Annotated in this window: 24 protein-coding genes and 1 tRNA gene; 12 read left to right on the top strand and 13 right to left on the bottom strand. The window is 65.9% G+C overall.

The features are described from left to right. Positions 1 to 221: 221 nt before the first annotated feature. The 4 genes from EV665_RS13085 to EV665_RS13070 all read right to left on the bottom strand — a co-directional run bounded on the left by EV665_RS13085 (position 222) and on the right by EV665_RS13070 (position 3,232). Positions 222 to 956 (bottom strand): helix-turn-helix transcriptional regulator, encoded by a 735-nt coding sequence (locus EV665_RS13085; RefSeq protein ID WP_064329339.1) that lies wholly within the window; start codon positions 954 to 956, stop codon positions 222 to 224. Positions 957 to 1,134: 178 nt separating this feature from the next. Further along, the gene (locus tag EV665_RS13080) at positions 1,135 to 1,359 is read right to left on the bottom strand and encodes a hypothetical protein (RefSeq protein ID WP_133034427.1); all 225 of its coding nucleotides are present in this window, start codon (positions 1,357 to 1,359) and stop codon (positions 1,135 to 1,137) included. Between the two features lie 39 nt (positions 1,360 to 1,398). Further along, the gene (locus EV665_RS13075; protein ID WP_133034426.1) at positions 1,399 to 2,931 is read right to left on the bottom strand and encodes a globin-coupled sensor protein; all 1,533 of its coding nucleotides are present in this window, start codon (positions 2,929 to 2,931) and stop codon (positions 1,399 to 1,401) included. 52 nt (positions 2,932 to 2,983) lie between these two features. Continuing rightward, positions 2,984 to 3,232 carry a hypothetical protein gene (locus tag EV665_RS13070; RefSeq protein ID WP_133034425.1) on the bottom strand — a complete coding sequence of 83 codons (249 nt, stop codon included), beginning with the start codon at positions 3,230 to 3,232 and terminating at the stop codon, positions 2,984 to 2,986. Positions 3,233 to 3,559: 327 nt separating this feature from the next. On the opposite strand from EV665_RS13070, the gene EV665_RS13065 reads away from it, so the two are divergent. From EV665_RS13065 to EV665_RS13045, 5 genes are all read left to right on the top strand, one after another. Continuing rightward, positions 3,560 to 4,444 (top strand): helix-turn-helix domain-containing protein, encoded by an 885-nt coding sequence (locus EV665_RS13065; protein ID WP_133034424.1) that lies wholly within the window; start codon positions 3,560 to 3,562, stop codon positions 4,442 to 4,444. A 120-nt stretch (positions 4,445 to 4,564) separates the two neighbouring features. Next, positions 4,565 to 4,828, top strand: a complete 264-nt coding sequence (locus EV665_RS13060) for a hypothetical protein (RefSeq protein WP_064329334.1) — start codon at positions 4,565 to 4,567, stop codon at positions 4,826 to 4,828. A 334-nt stretch (positions 4,829 to 5,162) separates the two neighbouring features. Further along, positions 5,163 to 6,539 (top strand): M10 family metallopeptidase, encoded by a 1,377-nt coding sequence (locus tag EV665_RS13055; RefSeq protein ID WP_133034423.1) that lies wholly within the window; start codon positions 5,163 to 5,165, stop codon positions 6,537 to 6,539. A gap of 217 nt (positions 6,540 to 6,756) precedes the next feature. After that, positions 6,757 to 7,092: a hypothetical protein gene (locus EV665_RS13050; RefSeq protein WP_064329332.1), complete on the top strand. Its 336-nt coding sequence runs from the start codon at positions 6,757 to 6,759 to the stop codon at positions 7,090 to 7,092. 64 nt (positions 7,093 to 7,156) lie between these two features. Further along, positions 7,157 to 7,903 (top strand): class I SAM-dependent methyltransferase, encoded by a 747-nt coding sequence (locus EV665_RS13045; RefSeq protein WP_133034422.1) that lies wholly within the window; start codon positions 7,157 to 7,159, stop codon positions 7,901 to 7,903. A gap of 85 nt (positions 7,904 to 7,988) precedes the next feature. On the opposite strand, the gene EV665_RS13040 is transcribed toward EV665_RS13045, so the two are convergent. After that, positions 7,989 to 8,429 (bottom strand): DUF3597 domain-containing protein, encoded by a 441-nt coding sequence (locus tag EV665_RS13040; protein WP_133034421.1) that lies wholly within the window; start codon positions 8,427 to 8,429, stop codon positions 7,989 to 7,991. A gap of 168 nt (positions 8,430 to 8,597) precedes the next feature. Beyond that, positions 8,598 to 8,672: transfer RNA gene (locus tag EV665_RS13035), tRNA-Gln, on the bottom strand. A 223-nt stretch (positions 8,673 to 8,895) separates the two neighbouring features. Here EV665_RS13035 and EV665_RS13030 point away from each other — a divergent pair. Both EV665_RS13030 and EV665_RS13025 read left to right on the top strand, forming a co-directional pair. Further along, positions 8,896 to 9,192 carry a cupin domain-containing protein gene (locus EV665_RS13030; RefSeq protein WP_064329330.1) on the top strand — a complete coding sequence of 99 codons (297 nt, stop codon included), beginning with the start codon at positions 8,896 to 8,898 and terminating at the stop codon, positions 9,190 to 9,192. Between the two features lie 5 nt (positions 9,193 to 9,197). Next, entirely contained in the window at positions 9,198 to 10,133 is a 936-nt protein-coding gene (locus tag EV665_RS13025; RefSeq protein ID WP_133034420.1) for an MBL fold metallo-hydrolase, read from the top strand. 29 nt (positions 10,134 to 10,162) lie between these two features. Here the strand turns inward: EV665_RS13025 and EV665_RS13020 are convergent, their stop codons facing one another. Further along, positions 10,163 to 11,068, bottom strand: a complete 906-nt coding sequence (locus EV665_RS13020) for a DUF1499 domain-containing protein (protein WP_064332433.1) — start codon at positions 11,066 to 11,068, stop codon at positions 10,163 to 10,165. A 264-nt stretch (positions 11,069 to 11,332) separates the two neighbouring features. Between EV665_RS13020 and EV665_RS13015 the strand changes: the two genes are divergently transcribed. Further along, on the top strand, positions 11,333 to 11,716 hold the full coding sequence (locus EV665_RS13015) for a hypothetical protein (protein ID WP_133034419.1): 384 nt from the start codon (positions 11,333 to 11,335) through the stop codon (positions 11,714 to 11,716). 64 nt (positions 11,717 to 11,780) lie between these two features. Continuing rightward, positions 11,781 to 12,038, top strand: coding sequence for a hypothetical protein (locus EV665_RS13010; protein ID WP_064329328.1), 258 nt, complete (start codon positions 11,781 to 11,783; stop codon positions 12,036 to 12,038). 44 nt (positions 12,039 to 12,082) lie between these two features. Here EV665_RS13010 and ppdK read toward each other — a convergent pair whose 3' ends face one another. The 5 genes from ppdK to EV665_RS12990 form a co-directional block, all read right to left on the bottom strand. Further along, the gene (gene ppdK, locus EV665_RS13005) at positions 12,083 to 14,749 is read right to left on the bottom strand and encodes a pyruvate, phosphate dikinase (protein ID WP_133034418.1); all 2,667 of its coding nucleotides are present in this window, start codon (positions 14,747 to 14,749) and stop codon (positions 12,083 to 12,085) included. 220 nt (positions 14,750 to 14,969) lie between these two features. After that, positions 14,970 to 15,116 (bottom strand): hypothetical protein, encoded by a 147-nt coding sequence (locus tag EV665_RS32315; RefSeq protein WP_162853048.1) that lies wholly within the window; start codon positions 15,114 to 15,116, stop codon positions 14,970 to 14,972. 101 nt (positions 15,117 to 15,217) lie between these two features. Continuing rightward, entirely contained in the window at positions 15,218 to 18,682 is a 3,465-nt protein-coding gene (gene smc, locus EV665_RS13000; RefSeq protein ID WP_133034417.1) for a chromosome segregation protein SMC, read from the bottom strand. A gap of 243 nt (positions 18,683 to 18,925) precedes the next feature. Beyond that, complete coding sequence (locus EV665_RS12995) at positions 18,926 to 19,756, bottom strand: DsbA family protein (RefSeq protein WP_133034416.1); 831 nt, start codon at positions 19,754 to 19,756, stop codon at positions 18,926 to 18,928. Between the two features lie 195 nt (positions 19,757 to 19,951). Further along, positions 19,952 to 20,473 (bottom strand): DUF721 domain-containing protein, encoded by a 522-nt coding sequence (locus EV665_RS12990; RefSeq protein WP_133034415.1) that lies wholly within the window; start codon positions 20,471 to 20,473, stop codon positions 19,952 to 19,954. Between the two features lie 167 nt (positions 20,474 to 20,640). Between EV665_RS12990 and mutY the strand changes: the two genes are divergently transcribed. Together mutY and EV665_RS12980 are read left to right on the top strand one after the other, a co-directional pair. After that, entirely contained in the window at positions 20,641 to 21,726 is a 1,086-nt protein-coding gene (mutY, locus tag EV665_RS12985; RefSeq protein ID WP_133034414.1) for an A/G-specific adenine glycosylase, read from the top strand. Positions 21,727 to 21,858: 132 nt separating this feature from the next. Then, on the top strand, positions 21,859 to 22,476 hold the full coding sequence (locus EV665_RS12980) for an HAD family hydrolase (protein ID WP_064329323.1): 618 nt from the start codon (positions 21,859 to 21,861) through the stop codon (positions 22,474 to 22,476). 319 nt (positions 22,477 to 22,795) lie between these two features. Here the strand turns inward: EV665_RS12980 and EV665_RS12975 are convergent, their stop codons facing one another. Further along, positions 22,796 to 23,926 carry a site-specific DNA-methyltransferase gene (locus tag EV665_RS12975; protein WP_064329322.1) on the bottom strand — a complete coding sequence of 377 codons (1,131 nt, stop codon included), beginning with the start codon at positions 23,924 to 23,926 and terminating at the stop codon, positions 22,796 to 22,798. Between the two features lie 143 nt (positions 23,927 to 24,069). Here EV665_RS12975 and EV665_RS12970 point away from each other — a divergent pair, with 143 nt between their 5' ends. After that, positions 24,070 to 24,366 (top strand): nucleotidyltransferase family protein, encoded by a 297-nt coding sequence (locus tag EV665_RS12970; protein ID WP_133034441.1) that lies wholly within the window; start codon positions 24,070 to 24,072, stop codon positions 24,364 to 24,366. Positions 24,367 to 24,492 lie beyond the last annotated feature (126 nt).

Below are 24,492 nucleotides of genomic sequence, written 5' to 3'. Positions count from 1 at the left end.
TCGTTGCAGAAAGGAAATAGGTGGCCGGATTTTACTCCGCCCGCAGCAGCATTATGCCGCCGCTACCGTGGCCGACTTTTGCACCGCCGCTCTCAGAACCGGAGGACGACGTGACAGGCAATACCGTCAGGGCCCTCCTGGAAGGCTTCGGGCCCCGCCATCATCTCATCGCCAGGTTCAATGCCGTGCTGCGCCGGAGGGGGCGCCTGATCGAGGTCTGATCAGTCGATCAGGCGTCGGCGGATCGCTTCGGCGACGGCCTGCGAGCGATTGGCGGCGCCGAGCTTCTTCACGGCCGCCTTGATGTAGGTGTTCACCGTGTCGACCTGGTATTCGGTGACGGACGCGATCTCCTCGCTCGTCAGACCGACGCTGGCGTGAGCGAGGCACGCTATCTCTCCCTTGGACAGGCGAAGCTGCTGCGCTGCGAAGCGCTCCATCAGCGGCCGCGTCACGACCGTGTGGATCGGCTCGGCGATGACCTCCAGGAAAGCAAGTTCATCGGCCTCGAAGGCGTCATTGCGGGTGAAGCAGACCGCGCCATAAACGACGCCGCTGCGCTTGATGGGAAAGAGCGTTCGGTTGTGGATGCCGAACAGATCGGCGAGATAGGCAAGGCGTGCCGGGGGCGGCGAAACTGCATAGACATCCTTCTCCGCGATCATCGTGCGGGAGGTCTTCGCCGCGATGACGAAGGGATCCGATTTTGACAGAGCGTCCGCGGCATAGCTTTCCATGAAAGCGGGGGGCAAATCCGTGTCGATCGAATGCCCCTTCCCGAAGCGGTAACCCTCGACATCCAGGCCACTGATGATGATGTAGTCGAACGGAACGGCCCGGCGGAACCGGTCCACGATCTCGTTGCGCCCGAAATGGCGGTGCACGGGTACGGACTGCAGGTCACAAAATTCGTCCAGGGCGTTGGGCGCCACCATGGAAAGCGCGCTGATCGACATGCAAGCTCTCTTCTCTCTTGATTCCAGTCAAAATTGGAGTGTGAATGTTACGTAAACGTTAACATAACCACCCAAATATGGCAGGAGAGAAGACTGTGCAAACAAGATTTGCGCAGTGGGTAAAGAGACTTAGCGCGGATCCAATATCCCCGGGTAAAGCGGCGACGAGCCCGCCGCTTCAGATCTCGATGACGAGACCTCGACATCGCAACGCTTCGTTGAACATGTCGAGGAGATGGTCGCGCGGCCCAAAGCCGGCCAGCAAAACCTTCACCGTCGCCTCCCGGCCTTCCGGCGCGGTAATGCAGTAGCCTCGCCCGACGGCAACGACCTCGCACCCCAAGGCGAGTAGGTCATTGATGAGAGTGTCGACCGCTTTCCTGATTGACGACAGATCGTCCATTTTAAGACCATTGCCCACTATGTCGCATCCGGCTCGTTTCTATCTTGCGGCAATCCGCGTCGCGTCGGCCCTGGAAAGGGACGGGCTGGCCGCGCCGCCGCTCGGCCCCGGTGCCCGGTTCGCAATCTTGAATGCTCGCACCAGGCCGAGAAGCGTAACGGACTCGGAAGACAGCCTTTGAGTGGCGGCGGACGTTTCCTCCACCATGGCCGCATTCTGCTGCGTGATCAGGTCCATGTTGCCGACCGTCGCATTGATTTCCGCGATACCGGCAGCCTGTTCGCGCGCGGAGTTTGCGATCGATGCCATGTGGTCGTGGATGGCCTGAACCTGGGCGCCGATGCTGCGCAACGCTTTGCCGGTATCGTTGACGAGCACGACCCCCTTGCTCACCTCGGCGGAAGACCTCCCGATGAGGTCCTTGATCTCCTTGGCGGCGGATGCCGACCGCTGGGCAAGTTCGCGGACCTCCTGGGCCACGACGGCGAACCCCTTGCCCTGCTCGCCGGCGCGCGCGGCCTCGACACCGGCATTGAGGGCGAGCAGATTGGTCTGGAATGCGATCTCATCGATCACGCCGATGATCTGCGACATGCGCTTGGAGGAGCCTTCGATCTCGCCCATGGCTTTCATGGCCTCATCGACGATGGTCCCGGAGCGCGATGCCTCGACCGCCGAGACCTCGACGATGCGCTGGACGTCGCTGGTCCTGTTCTCCGCCTCTCGCGCGATCGTCGTGATCTCCTCCAGCGCGGCAGCGGCCTCTTCCAGGGCGGAGGCCTGCGTTTCGGTACGCCGCGCCATGTTGTCGGCCGCGCCGGAAATCTCGCGTGCCTGCAACGCGACCGCATCAGCAGCCGCGTTGATGTCGCTCAAAGTCCGGCCCACGGATTCTATCGACGCGTTGTAGTTGTCCTTCAGCGAGCTGAACTCCGCCGTCATCTCTTCGCGCAGGGACGCCGTAAGGTCCCCGCTCGCCAGGCTTTTGAGAACCCGGTCGAGCGCGGCCAAGGCCACCTCCTGCTGATCCCGCAGAGCCTGCTGTTGCCCTTCGGCCTCGGTCCGCTGCTTGTCGAGAACTTCGAGATAGATGGAAATCGCATAGTCCATGTCGACCAGTGCCGCCTTGATGACACAGGCAACCTGGTCGCCGAGAGCCTTGCTCTTGTGACGGTGCAGCAAGCCCCCCAGCGCCTCGTCGATCACGGCGCGCACGATGCTTTCGACAAGCAGCGCGTAACCGCCGATATACCAGCGCGGCTCCAGGCCCAAACGGGCATGCGTGCGCCCGACCGCCGAGACGGCATCGACGTAGTGGGCGTCGAACTTCGCCGATGCGATCGACTTCCAGTGCTCCGCCTGGCGGCTCTTGGCATGCTGCAGATGCGCCTCGTTCGCAAAAAAGCGCGCTGTTTCCGGATGGACCCGCGCCTTGCTGTAGAAAGCGTCGAGACCCGCATCGAGCGAGGCGACGATGACGGGTGAAATGTCCGCGAGGGTTTGCCGCTGCCGGCCGTTGAGGCCAACGAAGTCGAGCCTCTCGGCGAGCTGTTTCTGCGATGCATGCGTCATTGGTGGCCTCATTTAAAAAGGCGGAAAGGAAAGGGGGATTGGGGCCGACGGGCTAAAGCCGCTCCGGTCCGGCCGGAAGACGCGCATCCGGGAGAGCCGGTTGCTCGTCCGATGCGATCGTCGTCGTGATCAGCCCCTCGAGCAGCGTCTGTATATGGCAGAGGCTGCGCATGCCTTCCGCAAGCAGGTCACGCGTTTCCAGAAGCTGATCCAGGGTCGGCGGCGGCGCCACCGCCTGCGCGGGCGGGAAAAGGGAAGCCTGGTTTTCAGCGAGCGTCGAGAGGTGGATGACGTTTGTCATCGAGAGGGTCCTGAGAGAAGGGCAGGCACTGCCGGAGACCGAAGTGCACGGGGCACGTTCAGTCCTGGCCTTGGTCGCCGTGCGTGAAGAGCGGATCGGATGCGCCGAACCCGACATCATGTCAGCGAGGAGATCCCCCTCGTTCGGTACTACCATTTATGGCATCGAAAGGTTTACGAACTCTGAAAAATCCTACTTTCAGTTTAAAGTTCTTGCCGTTTATGTGCAGTTTTTGCGCTATGGCCGCGTTTGGCAAAAGCCAGGACGAGCTTCGGGCAAGCGAGGACGCCTACGCTTCCATTTCGGAAACAACCGTCAAGATGGACCATGCCGCACGCCGATTCGCTTGAGCTCGAATTTCGCCAACCCGAGGCCGAACCCGTCATCAACCGCTCCTCGCAATGGCGTGGGGTGCAGGTCGAATTCTCGCGCTTGCGACTGCCGGCCGAATATGAATTCAACTGGAATGGATCGACGCACTATCTCGCATTGCACGACCTCGTTCTGGCGGATGGTGAAATGTTCGTGGATGACGTTCCCCCGACACCCGGCGGCGACCTGCGAAACAAGATGACTTTTGTTCCTGCGGCGTGCGGGCTGCGCGGATGGGCCAAGCCCGTGCCGCGTCAGAACACGTTCACCGTGGTGTATTTCGATCCGGCCGTGCTCGAACAGGAACTGCAAATCGAAGGCGCAGCCTCTACGCTGCAGCCGCATATCTACTTCAATGAACCGGATTTGCTCTCGACGATGAAAAAGCTCGAGAGCGCGATGTCCGGGGCGGATTTTTCGACCTCGACGCTCTATGCCGAAACGCTCGGGCTCGTTGCCGCGCTCGAAATGTTCCGCTTCCAGAGCGCGCTCGAAAAGCAACAACCGCGGCCCGGCACTCTCACCGCGGCCCAACAGCGCATCGTGCAGGATTTCATAGAGGACAATCTGAGCGCCGATTTCGGGCTGGACGACCTCGCATCCGTCGTCGGTCTCAGCCGCTATCATTTTAGCCGCTGCTTCAAGGCGACATTTGGAATGCCGCCTCACCGCTTCGTGACGGGACGCAAGATTGATAAGGCACGAGAGATGCTGTCGCAGCCGAACGTGTCCATCGCCGAGATCGCGTCGGGAACCGGCTTCAACAGCGTCGCCAATTTCAGCCGCACGTTCCGTGAACTGCAGGGAATGTCCCCAAGCGACTTTAGACGTGTCGTCTAGGACGCCGCGGCTGTTCGCCTTTGAGGCCTTGCGGCCGACGTGCGGCTTTGCGATTTTCACGGAGATAGGATAACGGTCTGGCCTTGCGAACGCCGCCTGCATTCGCTGTCGAGGAAGACCATGGCCAAGAAACCCAAGCTCGAGCATTCCGAACTGTCCGGCGAATATAGCGAGGACGGCGTCACGGTGCTTGTCGACATCTTCCGCCCGGCGGGAACGCAAGGGGACTGGAAGCTGGAGGTCGTCACGGAGAAGGAAGAGCTCTTCGAATGGGACGAGCCCTTCGCCACGGACCGGGAGGCCTTCGACGAGTTCCTCGCGACCGTGGCGCGCGACGGCATCCGGTCGTTCCTCGAAGACGACGACGTGCCGACGACGCATTGACGGCATCGATCCCTTTCCCATGGGCCGGTCCCGACCGGTCGGAACCTCCACGGATCACGTCACGCTCGCATTGACCGTCGAAGGGCACAGTCTCGACCGGGCCTCCATGAAGCCCTCTCCCGCCGGCGCGCCGGCAAGACGGCCGCGAAAAGAACAAATGCGACCAAATTTGTTCTTCCGCGCGTGAATAAGGTTTCTTGCAGGAACGTCATGCCCCCGTAAGATGCCATCGATTCATGGCGAGGCCCTGTCCGAATCGGCATCGCGGCGACCGGACGGGAAAGTCCTCGCTCGCCGACAACACGGCGCGAACTCTGTTCGAAGGGGGGCAGCAATGACGGGTACGGGTAAGATCACCAAGACGGTCACGGCAACGGGATCGCAATTCATCGATTCCGTCCTCAGCGGCTTTGCCTGGGGCGGCACGGGCGTCACCTATGCCTTTCCCACGTCGACGGCCAGTTACTCCTATTTCGGCGAGCCGAACAACAATTTCGGCTCCGTCTCGGCCCTACAGAAGAACGCCGCGCTTTTCGCCATGGAGAAGAGCTTCGGCGGCAGCGCGAATGACGGCTTTTCCGTCGAGGGTTTCACCAACCTGAACTTCGCCGCCGGCTCGCCCGGGACCGCGACATTGCGCTTCGCCCAGTCCGACGACGCAAGGCCCACCGCCCACGCCTACTATCCGTCCACCAGTCCAACGGGCGGCGACATCTGGTTCAGCACGGAAAACGCCGGCACGATCAACGACTACCGCGTGCCGAAAGCCGGAAACTACGCCTGGCACACCCTCATCCACGAGCTCGGCCATGCGCTCGGCCTGAAGCACGCCCATGAAAGCAATACGTTCGGCGCGATCCAGAGCGAATGGAACAGTCCCGAATATTCGGTCATGACGTACAACTCCTTCGTCGGCGACAATGCCGCGGGCTACAAATACGAGGAGTTCGGCGCGCCGCAGACCTTCATGATGGCCGACATCTATGCGCTCCAGTACATGTATGGCGCGGATTATTCGACGAACAAGGGATCGACCGTCTACAAGTGGAAGCCGGGCACGGGCGACACCTTCGTCAACGGCAAGCTCGCCATCGATGCCGGCGGCAACCGCATCTTCGCCACCGTCTGGGACGGCGGCGGCAACGACACCTACGACCTCAGCGCCTACAAGACGGGCATCGAGATCGATCTGCGGCCCGGCGCCTATTCGATGTTCAGCAAGACCCAGCTCGCCTTCCTCGGCGGCGGGCCGAACGACGGCTATGCCCGCGGCAACATCTTCAACGCGCTGCTCTTCAACGGCGACCTGCGCTCGCTCATCGAGAATGCCAAGGGCGGCTCGGGTAACGACACGATCCTCGGCAACCAGGGCAAGAACCACCTGATCGGCAATGGCGGCAACGACATACTCAGAGGTGCTGCAGGCAATGACAAGCTCAACGGCGGGACGGGCAACGACATGCTGACCGGCGGCAAGGGCTCCGACGTCTTCATCTTCAAGAAGGGCTACGGCCGCGACACGATCACCGACTTCACGAACAATGTAGACGACATCGACCTGCGTTCCTACAATTTCTCCTCCGTCAGCAAGGTGCTCGCCAAGGCCGAACAGGTCGGCAGCGATGTGCATATCGAACTGGGCGGCAACGACCTCCTGATCCTCAAGAGGTTCAACCTCAGCAATCTCGACAAGGGTGATTTCCTGTTGTGAGGCGCGATGGGGAGGGTCCGGCGCAAAAGCGGCCGGCCCCTTCCCACGCGCCGGCCGGCCGCAACGCTAACTGTTGCAAATCCGCACGTTTGACGCGTCTTCGCTGGGGACGACGGCAAAGTTCGCGTGGCGGCGATTCCCCTTTTTGGCGCGCTGCGCTATGGCGGTGCGAGGCTCACAATCGCGGCCGCACCGAAGTCCCAAGGAAATGGCACCCATGAACTCCCGCATTGCAATTCTGGCAGGCGTTGCGCTTGCCCTCGCCGGATGCACCACCGCCGTCGTCGCGTCCAATCCGCTGCAGGCCCGCTGGAACGGCAAGACCGCCGGCAGCTTCTTCGCGGCGTACGGCCCGCCGATTTCCGACACGGCCGGCGCGGGCGGCACGACGCTCTACAAATGGCGCGGCGGCTTCGTGAAGGGCAAGTCCTGCACCGTGGAGCTCACGGTGAGCGAGAGCTACCGGATCAACACCATCCGCGCCGTCGGCGACCGCGTCGACCCGAAGGGCGGGCCGACCCATTGCGAGAAGGTTCTCGACGCGGCGTCGTAAGCAGCGGCCCGACCGACCCTCTCCAAGGCCGCGCGAAGACGCGGCCTTTTTCATGGAGGACACGATGGACGAAGACCGCCTCTATCACGACCCGGAGCTGGCCGATTTCTACGACCTGGAGAACGGCTGGGAGCGCTCGCCGGATTTCGCCTTCTGCAAGGCACTGGCCGAAGAGGCGACAAGCGTGCTCGACCTCGGCTGCGGCACGGGCGCGCTTGCCGTGGCGCTTTCCGGCGGCCGCACGGTGGTCGGCGTCGATCCGGCGCCGGCCATGCTCGCCATTGCGCGCGGCAAGCCCGGCGCGGATACCGTCGATTTCATCGAGGGCGACGCCCGCACGCTGCGGCTCGGCCGCCGCTTCGACCTCGTCGTGCTCACCGGCCACGCCTTCCAGGTGTTCCTGAGCCGGGAAGACCGCGCCGCCGCCCTTGCCACCATCGCCGCGCATCTTGCGCCCGGCGGCCGCTTCATCTTCGACAGCCGCAACCCCGCCTGCCGGGAATGGGAGGAATGGGGGCCGGAGGCATCGATGCGCCTCGTCGATCATCCCCGCTTCGGCCCCGTCGCCGCCTGGAACGACGTCGCCCATGATCCCGCCACCGGCATCGTCACCTACGGCACCCACTACGAGATCCGCACCACCGGCAAACGCCTCTCCGCCGCCTCCCGCATCGCCTTTCCGGACAAGGCGGAACTGGAGACGCTGATCGCCGAAGCGGGCCTACGCGTGGAGCGCTGGTTCGGGGACTGGGAAGGCAACGACTGGCGGCCGGGCGCGACGGAGCTGATCCCGCTGGGCAAGCTTCGCTAGAGCAGGCCAAAGGCTCTGCCTGGCGAGGACGGCGCGGCATCCTTCAGAAGCCCGCCGGCACGCACCGGCGGGCTTGCGTTTTCGTTCAGTCCAGCAGGTCGGCGGGGACCTTGCCGCCGTTGTCGGCGAGGGCCTTCAGCAGGGCCTTGTGCAGCCAGATGTTCATGCTGGCGGAATCGTTCTTGTCGCCGGTATAGCCGAGCTCGTCGGCCAGTTCCTTGCGCTCCTTGAGGCTGGCATCCATGCCGAGGGCCTTCATCATGTCGACGATGGAGTGGCGCCAGTCGAGCTTCTGGCCATTCTTGGCGACGGCCGCGTCGAGGATCGCGGCGACGTCCACCGGCTGGCCCGGCGTGGCGGCGGCGGGCTGGCTTGCGGTCGACGTCGCCACCGCTTCATTGCTGACGGTTGGCGTGGCGGAGACATCCGCCGTTGCCGGCTTGACGGCTTCGGCCGTGATCGTTTCCGCCGGCTTTTCCTCTGCCTTGCCGAAAAGCTTTTCCTTGATGGAACTGAAGATACCCATGTCTTACTCCCTGTTGATCTCTACCGGCTCTGACTCGGCAAGATCAAAATAGAGGCGTTGCTCTTCATTTCAATGAAATCCGCACCGCGGACATGGACAAACGGCACGACGAGCGGCTTGACCGTCACCAGTCCTTGCAAAGCGCTTGTTTTCACGGGGGAAGAGCCGTGGCTGGGGCGCCAGGATTCGAACCTGGGAATGCCGGTACCAAAAACCGGTGCCTTACCGCTTGGCGACGCCCCAACACGGCGGGAGCCTGATAGCAAAGGCGGGCGGCGTGGACAATGCTTAAGTTCCGTTTGGCGGTGATTATTCTCCGGCCCGCACCGTTCCCGAATGCATGCGATCCCCTGATGGCGCTTGGCAGGGGCGCGTTGCGGCGATAGGGTCCGGCCGAACGATCGTCCTTTCGGCGGGCATCCGGCAGGCCGGTTGCCCGCCCTGCCCCTTCACACGAGGAGCCGCCATGCCCCAGTTCCGCGCCCGTCCGCCGGCCGTGCCCACCGTCCTTCTCGACGATGCCGTCGTGCGCGTCACGCGCTGGGATTTCGAGCCGGGCGCCGATACGGGCCATCATGTGCACGGGCTCGGCTATGTGGTCGTGCCGATGACCGACTGCGACTTCCTGATCGAGGAGGAGACTGGCGAGCGGCGGGTGCACACCAAGGCGGGCGCGGTCTACCGGCGCGAGGCGGGCGTGGCGCACAATGTCGTCAATGGCGGCGACACGCCGATGAGCTTCATCGAGATCGAATACAAGTGACGACCGTGAGCGACGCCGGACGGGAAGCCCCGCAGTTCAACCTCGAATTCAAGCCCGCCCATGGCGAGGCCGTGCCGGTGGCCCCGCGCGTGCAGCGCATCACCGTCAACAATCCGGGGCCTTTCACCTTCCACGGCACGAACAGCTATATCGTCGGCGACCGTTCGGTGGCGGTGATCGACCCCGGCCCGCAGGACGAGGCGCATTTCGCGGCGCTGATGCGGGCGCTCGCCGGGCGCGAGGTGACCCATATCGCCGTCAGCCACACCCACCGCGACCACTCGCCGCTCGCCCGCCGGCTGAAGGCGGAGACGGGCGCGATCATCGTCGCGGAGGGGCCGCACCGGGCGGCGCGGCCGCTGCATGCCGGCGAAAGCAATCCTTTCGCGGAAAGCTCGGACGTGGACTTCGTGCCCGATATCGCGCTCGGCCACGGCGAGAGCGTGGCGGGCGACGGCTGGGCGCTGACGGCGCTGCTCACCCCGGGCCACACCGCCAACCACGCCGCCTTCGCGCTCGACGGGCCGGAGGGCATCGTCTTTTCCGCCGACCACGTCATGGCCTGGGCGACGACCATCGTCGCCCCGCCCGATGGCGCCATGGCGGACTACATGGCCTCGCTCGACCGGCTTCTGGAGCGCGATGACCGGCTCTACCTGCCCGGCCATGGCGGGCCGGTCACCGAGCCGGCGGCGTTCCTGCGCGGCCTCAGGACCCACCGGCGCATGCGCGAACGGGCGGTGCGCGAACGCGTGCGCGCCGGCGACCGGCTGATCGCCGGCATGGTGAAGGTCATCTACCGCGAGACGGACCCGCGCCTGCATGGCGCGGCGGCGCTTTCGGTGCTGGCGCATCTGGAAGACCTCGTCGCGCGCGGCGAGGTGGTGACCGAGGGCCCGCCCGCGCTGAAGGGACTCTACTTCCCCGCGCCCGGCCTTTGAGCCCTCGACGCGCGAAAACGCCGAAAACGTCAATCGCCGGCAATGCCCAGCAACTCCGCATCGAGCGCCTTCAGGTAGCCTTCGACCAGCGCCGCGCCGAAGCCGAGATCGTGCGGCCCGTAGCGCGACGCGGCGCGCATGTCGACGAGCGTCGTCTCCGCCTCCTCGCGCAGGCGGATGACCACGTCGAAGCGGAAACCGAAGAGCGGCGAGCGCCATTCGCCCTGCAGCAGCACGTCGCCCGGGCCGCCGATGCGGGGAATGAGCGGCGTCTCGAGCGGGCGCGCCTCGGGGATCGGCACGTCGCCCAGCGCTTCCTGGCTTTGCGCCACCCTGGCCGGATCGACGACGAGGTCCTCGAGGTCGGCGAGGATGTTGTCGAGCCCGTCCTCGGCGGTGATGGCGATGCCATAGGCGGCGGCGACCTTGCGCACGCCCTGGTAGACGCGATCGAGCGCGCCGTCGTAGCGCCGGCCCGAAAGGCCGGGATAGGCCGCAAGCTGCACGGCGCGGTCACGCGCCCCGACCGGCCCGATGCGCGGCAGCCAGTCCTGCGCGGCGGCGGGCTCGGCAAGCCAGGGCGGGGCAGCGGCCGTATCCGTCGTCACGTCATAGAGCGCCGGCTTGTAGAAATAGGCATAGGCCGCAGCACCGGTGAAGCCGAGCGGCAGCAGGCAGAGCAGCAGCGCCGTCAGCGCCGCCTTTCCGCCGCGCGCGCCGACATGCCAGAGCCGCGCAAGGCCGATGGCCGCCAGCAGCACGGCCACCCCCGCCACGACCGCGGCAAAGCCGGCCAGCGCTAGGAAATGCGGCGTGGTCAGCGGGCCGAAGCGGTGCGACAGCACGGCGGCGACGAACAGCAGGCAGGAGAACAGCGCCATGCGCCGCGCCCAGTGCGCCGCATGGGAAACGGGCCGTTCGTACTGGATCGTGATTGCCATGGCCTCACCGGATGCGTCCGCGGCGCTTGATGCCGCGCCCTTTTCCTACTGCAAATTTGCCGAAACCGGAATCGTTTTAAGACATTGCGGGAGGGGCCTCAGGTTTTACGGAAACCTCAACGCCGCCGTTTCCGACGGAGCGGATGCGGCGTTCTGGCTGGGGACAGGGCGTTCCCATCGCGCAAAAATCCTTGTGTGCCGCAAATTCGCCACGCTCGTTAACGACGGTTTACGAACGGGGGTAGACCAAGGAGCAAGATGATGTTGCCGACGCAGACGGCCGCCGACACCGCTATCGCCACGCCCGCGGGCGAACCCGCCCTCCCCCTGGAGCTTCTGGAACTCGAACTCTCGCTCGACGGCTTTTCCGGCGACGAAGCGGACTTTGCCGATGCCGTGCGCATGGCTGCCGACCAGGTCGGCGGCGATTTCCTCTTCGACCTGCCCGCCTCGGGCCTTGCCGAGGATTGCCGGCGTATCGCGGCGCTGCGCGTGCCGCAGGGCGAGGAGGGCGCGCTTGCCGTGGTCTTCGCGCTGCTCGACGCCGAGGGCGCGGCCATCCGCGTGGAAACGCCCGACGAGACGATGAAGGACCTCAAGCGTTTCGCCGACGCTTTCGTGGACGTGCTGCAACGCATCTGATGAGGTCTTGCCGCGGCGCGTCGCCGGGCCTATTCATGGCGCGCAACAGTTCGCCGGAGCCCGCATGTCGAAGATGCTCGTTCGTTTCGCCGCCCTTGCCGCCACCACCCTCTTCCTCGCCGGCTGCCAGACGGCCGCCGAGGTGCGCGCCAATGACGAGGCCAGATGCCGGTCCTACGGTTTTCGCGCGGGGACGGACGCGTTCGCCGAATGCCTGCAGCGCATCGACCTCGACCGGCGCGCCGATTTCCGCGCGGCACGCCTGCAATCGCCGATGTGGGACCGGCCGACCTATGTCTATGTGCCGGTCCGGCGGCGCTAGGGCATTTCCGCTCCGCACTCCTGCCGGAATAGAATCAGGAGGCCTCAGGCCTTGCCGTTGAACGCCGCCTGCGCTGCCGCGAGCCGGGCGATCGGCACGCGGAAGGGCGAGCAGGAGACGTAGTCGAGACCCGCCTCCTCGCAGAAATGGATCGAGGCCGGATCGCCGCCATGTTCGCCGCAGATGCCGAGCTTCAGGTCGTTGCGGGTGCGCCGGCCACGCTCGGCGGCGATGCGGATGAGTTCCCCCACCCCGTCGAAATCGAGCTGGACGAACGGATCCTGCTCGATGATGCCCTTCTGGATATAGGTCGACAGGAACGCCGAGGCGTCGTCGCGCGAAATGCCGAAGGTGGTCTGCGTCAGGTCGTTGGTGCCGAAGGAGAAGAACTCGGCCGATTCGGCAATGACATGGGCGCGCAGCGCCGCGCGCGGCAGCTCGATCATCGTGCCGACGAGATAGTTGATGGCAACGCCGGTTTCCGCGATCACCGCCTTGGCGACGGCCTCGATGCGGGCCTTCACATAGTCCAGCTCCGCCTTCAAGCCGACCAGCGGCACCATGATCTCGGGCTCGACGGCCGCACCCGTCGTCTTCGCTGCCTCGGCTGCGGCCTCGAAGATGGCGCGGGCCTGCATTTCGGCGATCTCCGGATAGGAGATGGCGAGGCGGCAGCCGCGATGGCCGAGCATGGGGTTGAATTCGTGCAGCGTATCGACGCGCCGGCGCAGCGCCGCCTCCTCGATGGCAAGGGCAGCGGCCACCTCGGCGATCTCCTCGTCGCTCTTCGGCAGGAATTCGTGCAGCGGCGGATCGAGCAGGCGGATCGTCACCGGCAGGCCGTGCATGATCTCGAAGAGCTCGGCGAAATCCGAGCGCTGCATCGGCAGGAGCTTTGCCAGCGAGGCGCGGCGGCCGGCTTCATCTTCCGCGAGAATCATCTCGCGCATCACATTGATGCGGCTGCCTTCGAAGAACATGTGCTCGGTGCGGCAGAGGCCGATGCCTTCCGCGCCGAAGGAGCGCGCGGCGCGCGCGTCCGCCGGCGTCTCGGCATTGGTGCGCACCTTCATGCGCCGCGTGCGGTCCGCCCATTCCATGATGCGGCCGAAATCGCCCGACAGTTCCGGCTGGAGCATGGGGATCTCGCCCTTCAGCACCTGGCCGGAGGAGCCGTCGATGGTGATGACGTCGCCCTTCTTCAGCGTCACGCCATGGGCGATGAGGAGTTCGTTGCGCAAATCGACGCGCAGCGTGCCCGCGCCGGAAACGCAAGGCGTGCCCATACCGCGGGCGACCACCGCCGCATGGCTGGTCATGCCGCCGCGGGTGGTCAGGATGCCTTCGGCGGCGTGCATGCCGTGGATGTCTTCCGGACTGGTCTCGATGCGCACGAGGATGACCTTGCGCCCCTCCTCCTGCGCCTGCACGGCGTCTTCCGAGGTGAAGACGATCGCGCCCGTCGCCGCTCCCGGCGAGGCCGGCAGGCCGGAGCCGATGACATCGCGCCGCGCGCGCGGATCGATCGTCGGGTGCAGGAGCTGGTCGAGCGAGGCGGGATCGATGCGCGCGACGGCCTCGCCCTCGCTGATCAGCCCTTCCGTCGCCATGTCGACGGCGATCTTCAGCGCCGCCTTGGCGGTGCGCTTGCCCGAGCGGGTCTGGAGCATCCAGAGCTTGCCGCGCTCGATGGTGAATTCGAGGTCCTGCATGTCGCGGTAGTGCCGTTCCAGCCGGTCGCAGATGCCGCGGAACTCGGCGAAGGCTTCCGGCATCAGCTTTTCCAGCGACGGCCGGTCGGAGCCCGACGCGATGCGCGCCTCCTCGGTGATGTTCTGCGGCGTGCGGATGCCGGCGACGACATCCTCGCCCTGCGCATTGACGAGGAACTCGCCGTAGAGCTTGTTCTCGCCCGTCGAGGGATTGCGCGTGAAGGCGACGCCCGTGGCGGACGAATTGCCGAGATTGCCGAAGACCATGGCCTGGACGTTGACGGCCGTGCCCCAGACGGCGGGGATGCTGTGCAGCGTGCGATAGGTCACCGCGCGGGCATTCATCCAGCTCGCGAAGACGGCGCCGATCGCGCCCCAGAGCTGGACTTCCGGATCCTGCGGGAATTCCTCACCCAGCTCCTCCCTGATCGTCTCCTTGTAGCGGGCGATGACGTGCTGCCATTCGACGGCGGAGAGCTCGGTATCCTGCTCGTGCCCGAGCCGGCCCTTCTCGTCCTCCAGGATCTCCTCGAACACCTCGTGGTCGAGCCCCATGACGACGTCGCCATACATCTGGATGAAGCGGCGGTAGCTGTCCCAGGCGAAACGCGCATCGCCCGCATCATGGCCGAGCGCCTCGACCGTGCGGTCGTTGAGGCCGAGATTGAGGACCGTGTCCATCATGCCGGGCATGGAGGCGCGCGCGCCGGAGCGCACGGAGAGCAGGAGCGGCTTCGCCATGTCGCCGAAGAGGCGGCCGGTGATCGCCTCCATCTGGCGGAGCGCGGCGCGGACCTGATCCTTCAGGTCGTCCGGCAGCCGGCGGCCGTTGTCGTAATAGTGGTTGCAGGCGGAGGTGACGATGGTGAGCCCGGGCGGCACCGGCAGGCCGAGATTGCACATTTCGGCAAGGTTCGCGCCCTTGCCGCCCAGCAAGTTGCGATCGCCCGCGCTGCCTTCGGCACGGCCTCCCCCAAAGGTATAGACCCACTTCTCCATGCACGCCTCCCCATATGCGTCCTCGCAATCTACATGAACTGCATCTTGTTGAAAACGCGGCATGACGGGTTTTTTGCTGCAATGCATCAATTTTGCGACGGCACTGCAACATTACGAGAGCCAAATAAAAGCCGTGACCCTTGCGGGAACACGGCCTTGAGCAATTCCAGCGAAAGCGCGAAGCGGTTTTGCGTCTGGAATTGCGGCGGAACGAACGGCTTCAATTCCCCTCGATGGAAAGCCCCTGCTGGTCAAGACGGATCTCGACGCCGTCAGGCTTCTTCTCTTCCTGCCAGGCATAATAGGAAAACCCGGCCACCACGACGACGAGGGCGCCGATGATCATGTAAAGTGCGTCTCTGCTCACGTTTGATCCCCAATTGCGAAGAATGCCTGCGGGAACGGCAGGCGCTGTTCAATGCGCGAGAGGGGGATTTGTTCCGCTACGCTACCGTCCAAGAGGAACGGTTAAGACGCCTCGCGCAGTTGCTCGGCCGTCTGCAGGTCGACGGAGACGAGCTGGGAGACGCCCTGTTCGGCCATGGTGACGCCGAAGAGGCGGTTCATGCGGGCCATGGTGATGGGGTTGTGGGTGATGATGACGAAGCGGGTCTCGGTGGAGGCCGCCATCTCGTCCATCAGGTTGCAGTAGCGCTCGACATTGTGGTCGTCGAGCGGGGCATCGACTTCGTCGAGCACGCAGATCGGCGCCGGATTGGTGAGGAAGACGGCGAAGATGAGGGCCATCGCCGTCAGCGCCTGCTCGCCGCCGGACAGCAGCGTCATGGTCTGCGGCTTCTTGCCCGGCGGGCGGGCGAGGATTTCGAGCCCCGCATCGAGCGGATCGTCGCTCTCGATCAGTTGAAGTTCCGCCGTGCCGCCGCCGAAAAGGTGGGTGAACAGGCGCTGGAACTGCACGTTGACCACGTCGAAGGCGGCAAGCAGCCGCTCGCGGCCCTCGCGGTTGAGGCTCTGGATCGCCGAGCGCAGCTTGCGGACCGCCTCGATGATATCCTCGCGCTCGGCGACGAGCGCGTCGCGCTTTTCCGTCAGCTCCCGCTGCTCCTCCTCGGCGCGCAGGTTCACGGCGCCGAGCCGTTCGCGCTCCATCTTCAGCCGGTCGAGCTCGCGTTCGCGCTCGCGCGGATCGGGCAGCGGCCTGTCTGGGGGGTGGCCGGTCAGCCGCAGCGCCTCGTGCGGCGCGCAGTTCAGCGCCTCGCGGATGCGCGCCTCGCCCTCGATGCGGCGCTCGCGGGCCGAGACGAGGCGTTCTTCCGCACGCCCCCGGGTTTCGCGCGATTCGGCGAGCTGCGACAGCGCGGTCGCGGCAGCGTGATCGGCCTCGCGCTGGCGGTTCTCGGCCTCCTGCAGGGCATCGGCCGCCTCGCGGCGGGCGGCTTCCGCATTGCTGAGGCCGGTCAGGAGCTCGCGGCGCCTGTCCTCGATCTCGTCCGGCGCCTCGGCCAGCTCCTCCATTTCCTCCTGCGCTTCGGCCTGGCGCTCGCGCAGGGTGGCGATGTGATTTTCGGCATTGGCGGCGCGGCTCGTCCATGTCTCGCGCTCGGCTAAGATCGCCATCAGACGGCGGCGGCGGTCGGCCATTTCGCGAGCAAGGCCGTCATGGGCGGCACGCGCCTCGGCCAGTGTCGCGCGGTCGGTCGCGACATCCATCGTGTGGGCGCGAAGGCGCAGGTCGAGATCGGCAAGATCAGGCGCCTCTTCCAGCGCGGCGCGGGCATCCTCCAGCGAGACGGCGGCCTCCTCCACCTGCGTCTCGATCTGCGCCCCGGTTTCGGAGAGCACGGCCCGGCGGCGGATGAGATCGCCGGCGGCCCGTTCTGCCGCTTCCAGCCCTTCGCGCGCCTCCGCAAGGGTCCGGGTGGCGGCGCGCTGGGCCTCGCGCGCCTGCTGCTGGCGCTGTGTCTGCGCACGGATGGTGTCGCCGGCGCGGGCAAGGTCGGCTTCCGCATCGCCGAGCGCCGTGCGGGCCTCCTCCAGCTCGGCTTCGAGTTCGGCGAGGCGGTTCTTCTGTTCGAGGCGGAGCGCGGCGGCGCTCGGCGCATCGGCACCGGTGACGTGGCCGTCCCAACGGAAGACCGCGCCTTCACGGGTGACGAGCCGCTGGCCGGCCTTGAGCTGCGGCAGCAGGGACAGCGCCTCCCCGACGCTGCCGGCAATGCCGATCTGCGCAAGGCGGCGGGCGAGCACGGCGGGCGCGCGGACATGGTCGATCAGCGCCGTGATACCCTGCGGCAGGGGCGCGTCGCCGGATGCGTCGCCGGACAGGCGCCAGTGCACGGGGGCGGAACTGTCGGCCGGCGAATCGAGATCGTCGCCGAGCGCCGCGCCGAGCGCCGTCTCATAGCCGCGGTCGACATCGACGTCCTCCACGACGGGCGCGAAGGAACCGCCCGTGCTGCCGGCCTCCAGCATGCGCCGGATGGTGCGGGCTTCGGTCTCGATGCCGGCAAGGCGGGCGCGGGCGGTATCGACCGGGCCGCGCAGGGCGGATTCGGCAAATCGGGCCTCCTCCAGCGCCTCCTCGACGGCGACAAGCATCTCGCCGGCCGCGTCCAGCGCCTCCTCGGCGGACAAAACGGCGGCGCGGCGCTCTTCCGGATCGGGCAGCGCGGCGATGCGCGCGTCCATCTCCGCAAGCTCGCGGACCTGGGCGGCATGCTGCTGACCGAGGCGCAGGTGGCGTTCGGCAAGGTCGCGGATCGCCTTTTCGAGCTGGTTGCGCGAGGCCTGCGCTTCGGCGCGCTCGGCGGTGACGGCCGCAAGCGCCGTTTCGCTCTCGGACAGTTTCGCCGCCGCCGCGTCCATCGTCTCGCGCGCGCCGACGGTGCGCTCGTCGGCCTCGGCGAGGATCTCGCCGATCTCCTCCTCCTCCGCCGTCAGGCGCTCCAGCACGGCGGCATTGTCGGCCACCATGCGCTCCTCGCGGGAGATGTCCTCGGCAAGCTGGGCGAGGCGGCGGGTAAGTTCGTCGCGGCGGCGCAGCAGCCGGGCGGAATCCTCTTCGAGCTGCGCGCGGGCGATCTGCAGGCGCTGCAGCGCGGCGGCGAGCTTCGCCTCGTTCTCGCGCAGCTCCGGCAGCTTCAGGCTGGCGACGGCCTGTTCCTTGGCGGCCTGCATCTGGGCGTTGGCGCGCTCGGCGACGAGCGAGGTCGCCTGGTTGAGCTGGCTTTCGGCCTCGGCCTCGGCCTCCTTGGCCTGCGCCCAGCGGATATGCAGCAGCATCGCCTCGTGGCGGCGAATATCGGCGGAGAGCGCCTTGAAGCGGTTCGCCTGGCGGGACTGGCGCTTCAGGCTCTCGATCTGGCTTTCGAGCTGCGAAGTGACGTCGTCGAGCCGTTCGAGATTGGTCTCGGCGGCGCGCAGGCGCAGCTCCGCCTCGTGGCGGCGGGAGTGGAGGCCCGAAATGCCGGCCGCCTCTTCGAGCAACTGGCGGCGGGCCTGCGGCTTTGCCTGGATGAGTTCGCCGATGCGGCCCTGCCCGACCATGGAGGGCGAGCGGGCGCCGGTGGAGGCGTCGGCAAAGAGGAGCTGCACGTCCTTCGCCCGCGCCTCCTTGCCGTTGATGCGGTAGATCGAGCCGTTCTCGCGCTCGATGCGGCGCGAGACCTGGATCTCGTCCTGATCGTTGAAGGCGGCGGGAGCCGTGCGGTCGGAATTGTCGAGATAGAGGCCGACTTCGGCGGTGTTGCGCGCCGGGCGGTTGCCGGAGCCGGAGAAGATGACGTCGTCCATGCCGGACGCGCGCATGTTCTTGTAGGAATTCTCCCCCATCACCCAGCGCAGCGCCTCGACGAGGTTCGACTTGCCGCAGCCGTTCGGCCCGACGATGCCGGTGAGGCCCCGCTCGATGATGAACTCGGTGGGCTCGACGAAGGACTTGAAGCCGAGGAGGCGGAGTTTTGTGAACTTCATGCGGCACACCTATGGACGACACACGCCCACTCATGGCGGTGCAGGATGCCCCTCACCTGCCTGCCGGCATCCTCTCCCCGCAAGCGGGGCGAGGAACGATGGGCTCGCCGTTTTCCTCCTTCTCCCCGCCTGCGGGGAGAAGGTCCCGGCAGGGGGATGAGGGGCAGTGTAGCCCGATCAGCCAAAAAGCAGAAAGCGGGCACACGGCTTCCGCCGTCGCCCGCCATAAACCCGGTCGAAGGATCAGAGCATGCTGTCGATGAGGGCCGACATGGTGTCAACCGACATGTCCCCCGAATAACGCTTGCCGTTGATCAGGAAGGTCGGCGTCGCCGCGACGCCGAACTCCTTGGCGCCGCGTTCGCGCACCGCGTTCACATCATCCAGAAGCTTCTGGTTCGTCAAGCAGGCCTGGAAGCTCTCCTGTGTAAAACCGGCGAGTTTCGACATCTGCAGCAGCGCCTCGCGGCCGTCCTGCGCGGCGGCCCAGGTTTCCTGCTGCTTCATGAGCATGGAGATCATCGGGAAATACTGCGAGGCGTCGGAAGGCTCGGCCGGGTTCTGCGGCTTGCAGCGCGCCAGCATGAAGGCGGCGGCCGCGCGCGGATCGAACGGGAACTCGCGCATGACGAAGCGGACCTTGCCGCTGTCGACATACTTGGCCTTGATCGCGTCGAAGGTGTTGTTGTGGAAGGCGGCGCAATGCGGGCAGGTCGTCGACATGTATTCGACGATGGTGACCGGGGCATTGGCCTCGCCGAGCGCCATTTCCGGCAGCGCGCCTTCCTTCATCACCTCGGCCATGTCGACGTCGCCGTCGGCGGTGGGCACGTCGACGGACTTCGCCTCGGCGGCCGGTGCCTGGGCGGTCTCGGTCGTCGTGGTGGTCGTCGTTCCGGAGGAGGTGGCCGGCGTCGAGCTTGCGCTTTCGCCCGTCGTCGTCTGGCTGGTTTCGGGAGCCTTGGCGGTCTCCTCCTTCTTCTCGTCGGAGCAGGCAGCCAGCGTCACGGCGAGCGCCGCAACGGCAACGCCGGTCGCAAGGCGCTTCATCAGGCTCATTTCGGAAAGGGACATGGTCTCTCCTGTCGGAAGGGATGGGAATTCTCGGGTCCATTGACGCAATTCCAGAAAAAGCTGCCTTGCGCTTTTTCTGGAATTGCTCCGGGCACCCCCGTTATACCTGCTTTGGGGCGGGAACAAGCGGCGTTAAGGCAAGTAACTTCAAAGAATTGTGACCGTTCGATGGTTAAGGGCGGGGCTTTCCGTCCCCTATCGGCGCCGGCCGAGCACCGCCGTGCCGAGCCGTTTCAGCGCCGCCTTCAGCGCATCCCCCTCGATGCCGTCGACGAGGTCGTCGAGATGGCGGGCGGCCTCGCCGGTCAGCGGGCGTGGCTTGGCGCGGCGGCTGGAATGCGGGCTCACCGGCTTCTGCACGATCTTCATCTGGCTCACGGCCGGAAAGCCGAAGAAGCCGTTGATGCGCTGGATGATCTCGCCCTGCTGGTGGCTGAGGAAGAGCGCGCGGGCGCCCTCGCAGGCGATCGTCAGCACGCCCGGCTGGTGACCGCCGCCCTCGCCCGTCATTTCGGAGGCGCGGCGCGGCCAGGTGATGCGCTCCGGCCGCGTGCATTCGGCAAATTCCGCCCCCGCGATCTCGTCCCACGAGCCGAGCAGCATGGTGTTGATGCCGGCGCGCTTGGCCAGCACCGGATCGATGAGGTCGTTGGCCACTTCGCTGATCTGGACGATGCCGCGCCTCTGGCCGCGCCGGGGCGCCTTGCTGGTATTCACGTATCCGCTCCCGATCGGGAAAATATTCCTGTTGTGGCGAAAAAACCGACTTGAAGATCGCCGCCTGCTTCGCCAGTTATAGAGCAATTCCAGCAAAAATGTGCGAGCGTTTTGCGTCCGGAACTACCTTCGCACAAAGGGTCGCATCGACCCCGTTCAGGCCAGTCATGACCCAAGCGCCCCGCATCGCGGCACCCGCCGATCTCGTTCTTGCCTGGTACGACCGGCATCACCGCGACCTGCCCTGGCGGGTGAGCCCGCCGATGGCGGCCCGCGGCGAAAGGCCCGATCCCTACCGCATCTGGCTCTCCGAGGTGATGCTGCAGCAGACGACGGTGCAGGCGGTCAAGGCCTATTTCGCGCTCTTCACCAGCCGCTGGCCGACGGTCACCGACCTTGCGAGGGCCGAGACGGAGGACGTGATGAAGTCCTGGGCGGGCCTCGGTTACTATGCCCGCGCGCGCAACCTCAAGAAATGCGCCGAAGCCGTCGCCTTCGAGCATGGCGGGGTGTTTCCCGACAGCGAGGACGGGCTGAAGGCCCTGCCCGGCATCGGCGACTATACCGCCGCAGCGATCGCCGCCATCGCCTTCAACCGCAGGAGCGCGGTGCTGGACGGCAATGTCGAGCGCGTCATCTCCCGCCTCCATGCCATCGAGACGCCCCTGCCCGCGGCAAAGCCCGAGATGCGGGCGCTGGTGGCCGCCATGACGCCGGCGGACCGGCCGGGCGATTTCGCGCAAGCGATGATGGACCTCGGCGCAACGATCTGCACGCCGCGCCGGCCGGCCTGCGCGCTCTGTCCGCTCAATGCCGCCTGTCGCGTGCTCGGGCGCGAGGACCCGGAGCTTTATCCGCGCAAGGCCGCGAAGAAGGCGAAGCCCGTGCGGCTCGGCGCCGCCTTCGTCGCCGAGGACGAGACGGGCGCGATCTTCCTGCGCAAGCGCGGGGAAACCGGCCTTCTCGGCGGCATGACCGAAGTGCCCGGCAGCGGCTGGACGGCCCGCATCGACGGCGAGACCGGCCCTGCCGCCGCGCCCTTTGCCGCCGACTGGCAGGCCTGCGGCACCGTCACCCATGTCTTCACGCATTTCGAGTTGCGCCTCTCCATCTACCGCTCCACGGTGCCGCACCATGTGCAGGCCGGCGATGGATGGTGGCAGGCGAAGGAAACGCTCGACGGCGAGGCGCTGCCGACCGTCATGAAGAAGGCGATAAGGCAGGCCATACCGGATGCGTTTTCGAGGCGATAGGAATTAGGCAGTAGGCAGTCGGGAAAAGGAGCGGCAGTCGAGAAGACAAGTGACCGGGCCGGCGTCCGCCTGCTCTGCTTTTCCCGACTGCCTACTGCCTAATTCCTACTGCCTGACACAAGCGAGGAAAGCATGAACAGCATCGACATCCGACACATCGTCTTCGACATCGGCAGGGTGCTGATCCATTACGATCCGCACATTCCCTATGCCCGCCTCATTCCCGACGATGCCGAGCGCAACTGGTTCTTCACCAATGTCTGTACCCACGACTGGAACCTCGAACAGGACCGCGGCCGCGCCTGGGAGGACGCCGAGGCACTGCTGATCGACGCGCATCCCGACCGCGCCGAGCATATCCGCGCCTTCCGCAAGCACTGGCACGAGATGGTCTCGCATGCCTATGTGGAAAGCGTCGCGATCCTGGAGGCGCTGATCGCCGACGGCCGTGACGTGACCATGCTGACCAACTTCGCCGCCGACACCTTCAAGGAAGCGCGGAAACTCTACCCCTTCCTCGACATGCCGCGCGGCGTGACGGTGTCCGGCGAGATCGGCCTCATCAAGCCGGACCTTGCGATCTACGAGAAGCACACGCGCGATTTCGGCCTCTCGCCGGCCCATACGCTGTTCATCGACGACGCCCCGGCCAATGTCGAGGGCGCGCGGCTCGCCGGCTGGAACGCGGTGCAGTTCACCGATCCGGAAAAGCTCAAGGCCGACCTTGCCGCGCACGGCATCGCGCTCTGAACGGCGCTGAAAACCGAAACGCCCGGAGCCTTGCGGCTCCGGGCGTTTTCGCATTTCCGGGACTGAAGGTACGAAAACCGGAAAGGCGATATCCGGCCTGCCCGGCCGGTTGATCGGCCTCGGCTTTCCGCAACGATTTCCGTTGCTTGGCCTGATGTACTTTCGAGGCCACACTAGGCCATTGATGGTTAACATCACCTGAATCGCACAGGCGGAAATTCGGGAGGAGCGGCCCCGAAAAGCCCCCAAAAAGCCACAGCCCCCGGTGCAGGGAACACCGGAGGCCGCGGCTGGAGAAACGGGTGGCGCGTCTGCCGGCCTATTCGAGGCCGGCCATGCCGGCGCGCACCACGGCGCGCAGCGCGTCGATCGGCTTCAGCTCGGCGCCGTCGGCATAGTGCCAGAAGGTCCAGCCGTTGCAGGCATCGAGCCCCTGCACCCTCGCGCCGACGCGGTGGATCGATCCGGCATCGTTGCCCGAGGCGAGCGTGCCGTCGGCGCGCACGATGGCGCTGTGGCGGCGGCGGGCATCGGTCAATACCGTGCCGGGGGCGATCAGGCCGCTTTCGATCAGCGTGTTGAAGGCGACGCGCGGCTCGGCCTTCTTGCCGCTCATGACGGAGAGCGTTCCGCTGCCGAGCGGCTCGACCGCCTCGATGCGCTCGCGGGCGGCGTCGATATAGACCTGCTCGCGCTCGATGCCGACGAAGTGGCGGCCGAGGCGCTTGGCCACCGCGCCGGTCGTGCCGGAGCCGAAGAACGGGTCGAGCACCACGTCGCCGGGCCTGGAGGAGGCCATCAGGATGCGGGCGAGCAGCGCTTCCGGCTTCTGCGTCGGATGCACCTTCTTGCCGTCGGCATCCTTCAGGCGCTCGCCGCCGTTGCAGATCGGGAACAGCCAGTCCGAGCGCATCTGCACGTCGTCATTGGCGGCCTTCATGGCGTCGTAGTTGAAGGTGTAGCCCTTGGCCTTGGGGTCGCGCGTCGCCCAGATCATCGTCTCGTGCGCGTTCTGGAAGCGACGGCCCTTGAAGTTCGGCATCGGGTTCGTCTTGCGCCAGACGATGTCGTTGAGGATCCAGAAGTTGAGATCCTGCAGGGTCGCGCCGACGCGGAAGATGTTGTGGTAGGAGCCGATGACCCAGATGGTCCCCGACGGCTTCAGCACGCGGCGGCAGGCGAGCAGCCAGGCACGGGTGAAGGCGTCATAGGCCTCGAAGGAGGCGAACTGGTCCCAGTCGTCGTCGCAGGCATCGACCAGGCTCTGGTCCGGACGATGCAAGGCGCCGCCGAGCTGGAGGTTGTAGGGCGGATCGGCGAAGATGACGTCGACGGACTGGTCCGGCAGCGCTTCGAGCGCGGCGACGCAGTCCCCCTTGATGATCGTGTCGAGCCAGCCGCTCTTGCGGGGCGAACGGGAGACGTCTGCAAGCGAAAGGACAGATGGCATGGGATACTCGCTGATACGCTGACTCGGAACTGAACTGGCGCTTATGGTTACCGAAGATGGTTACCAAAGACTGAAGCCCTTGAACGATTACGGGAAATTTTCCGGGCATGGCGTTGCTCCGGCGGCTGCGCTGGAATGCCGGCATGACGAAGAGCGAAACCATAACGAGGCTGAAACAGCAGGCCGATGCCGTCCGGGCGCTCGGTGCGACCTCGCTCTATCTCTTCGGTTCGGTGGCGCGGAACGAGGCCGGCCCATCGAGCGATCTCGACCTTTTCATCGATCACGACAGCGGGAACGCCTTCTCGCTGGTCGACCTTGCCCGCATCAAGCTGCTGCTGGAGGATGAATTCGGCGGTGATGTCGACATGACGACGCGCGACAGCCTGCATCCGCGGCTGAGGGACCGGATCGAACAATCGGCGATCCGCATCTTCTGATGGCGCGGGATGTCGGACCGGTTCTCCAGGACATGCTCGACATGCTCTGGACTGTCGTCATGCGCGACCTGCCGGCCCTGCGCGCCGCGATCGAGACGCTTGTCGGCAAGATCGAATAGACGCCCC

It is taken from the genome of Shinella granuli, from assembly GCF_004341885.1.
Classification (GTDB): domain Bacteria; phylum Pseudomonadota; class Alphaproteobacteria; order Rhizobiales; family Rhizobiaceae; genus Shinella; species Shinella granuli.
This window is presented reverse-complemented; position numbering and strand designations above follow the sequence as displayed.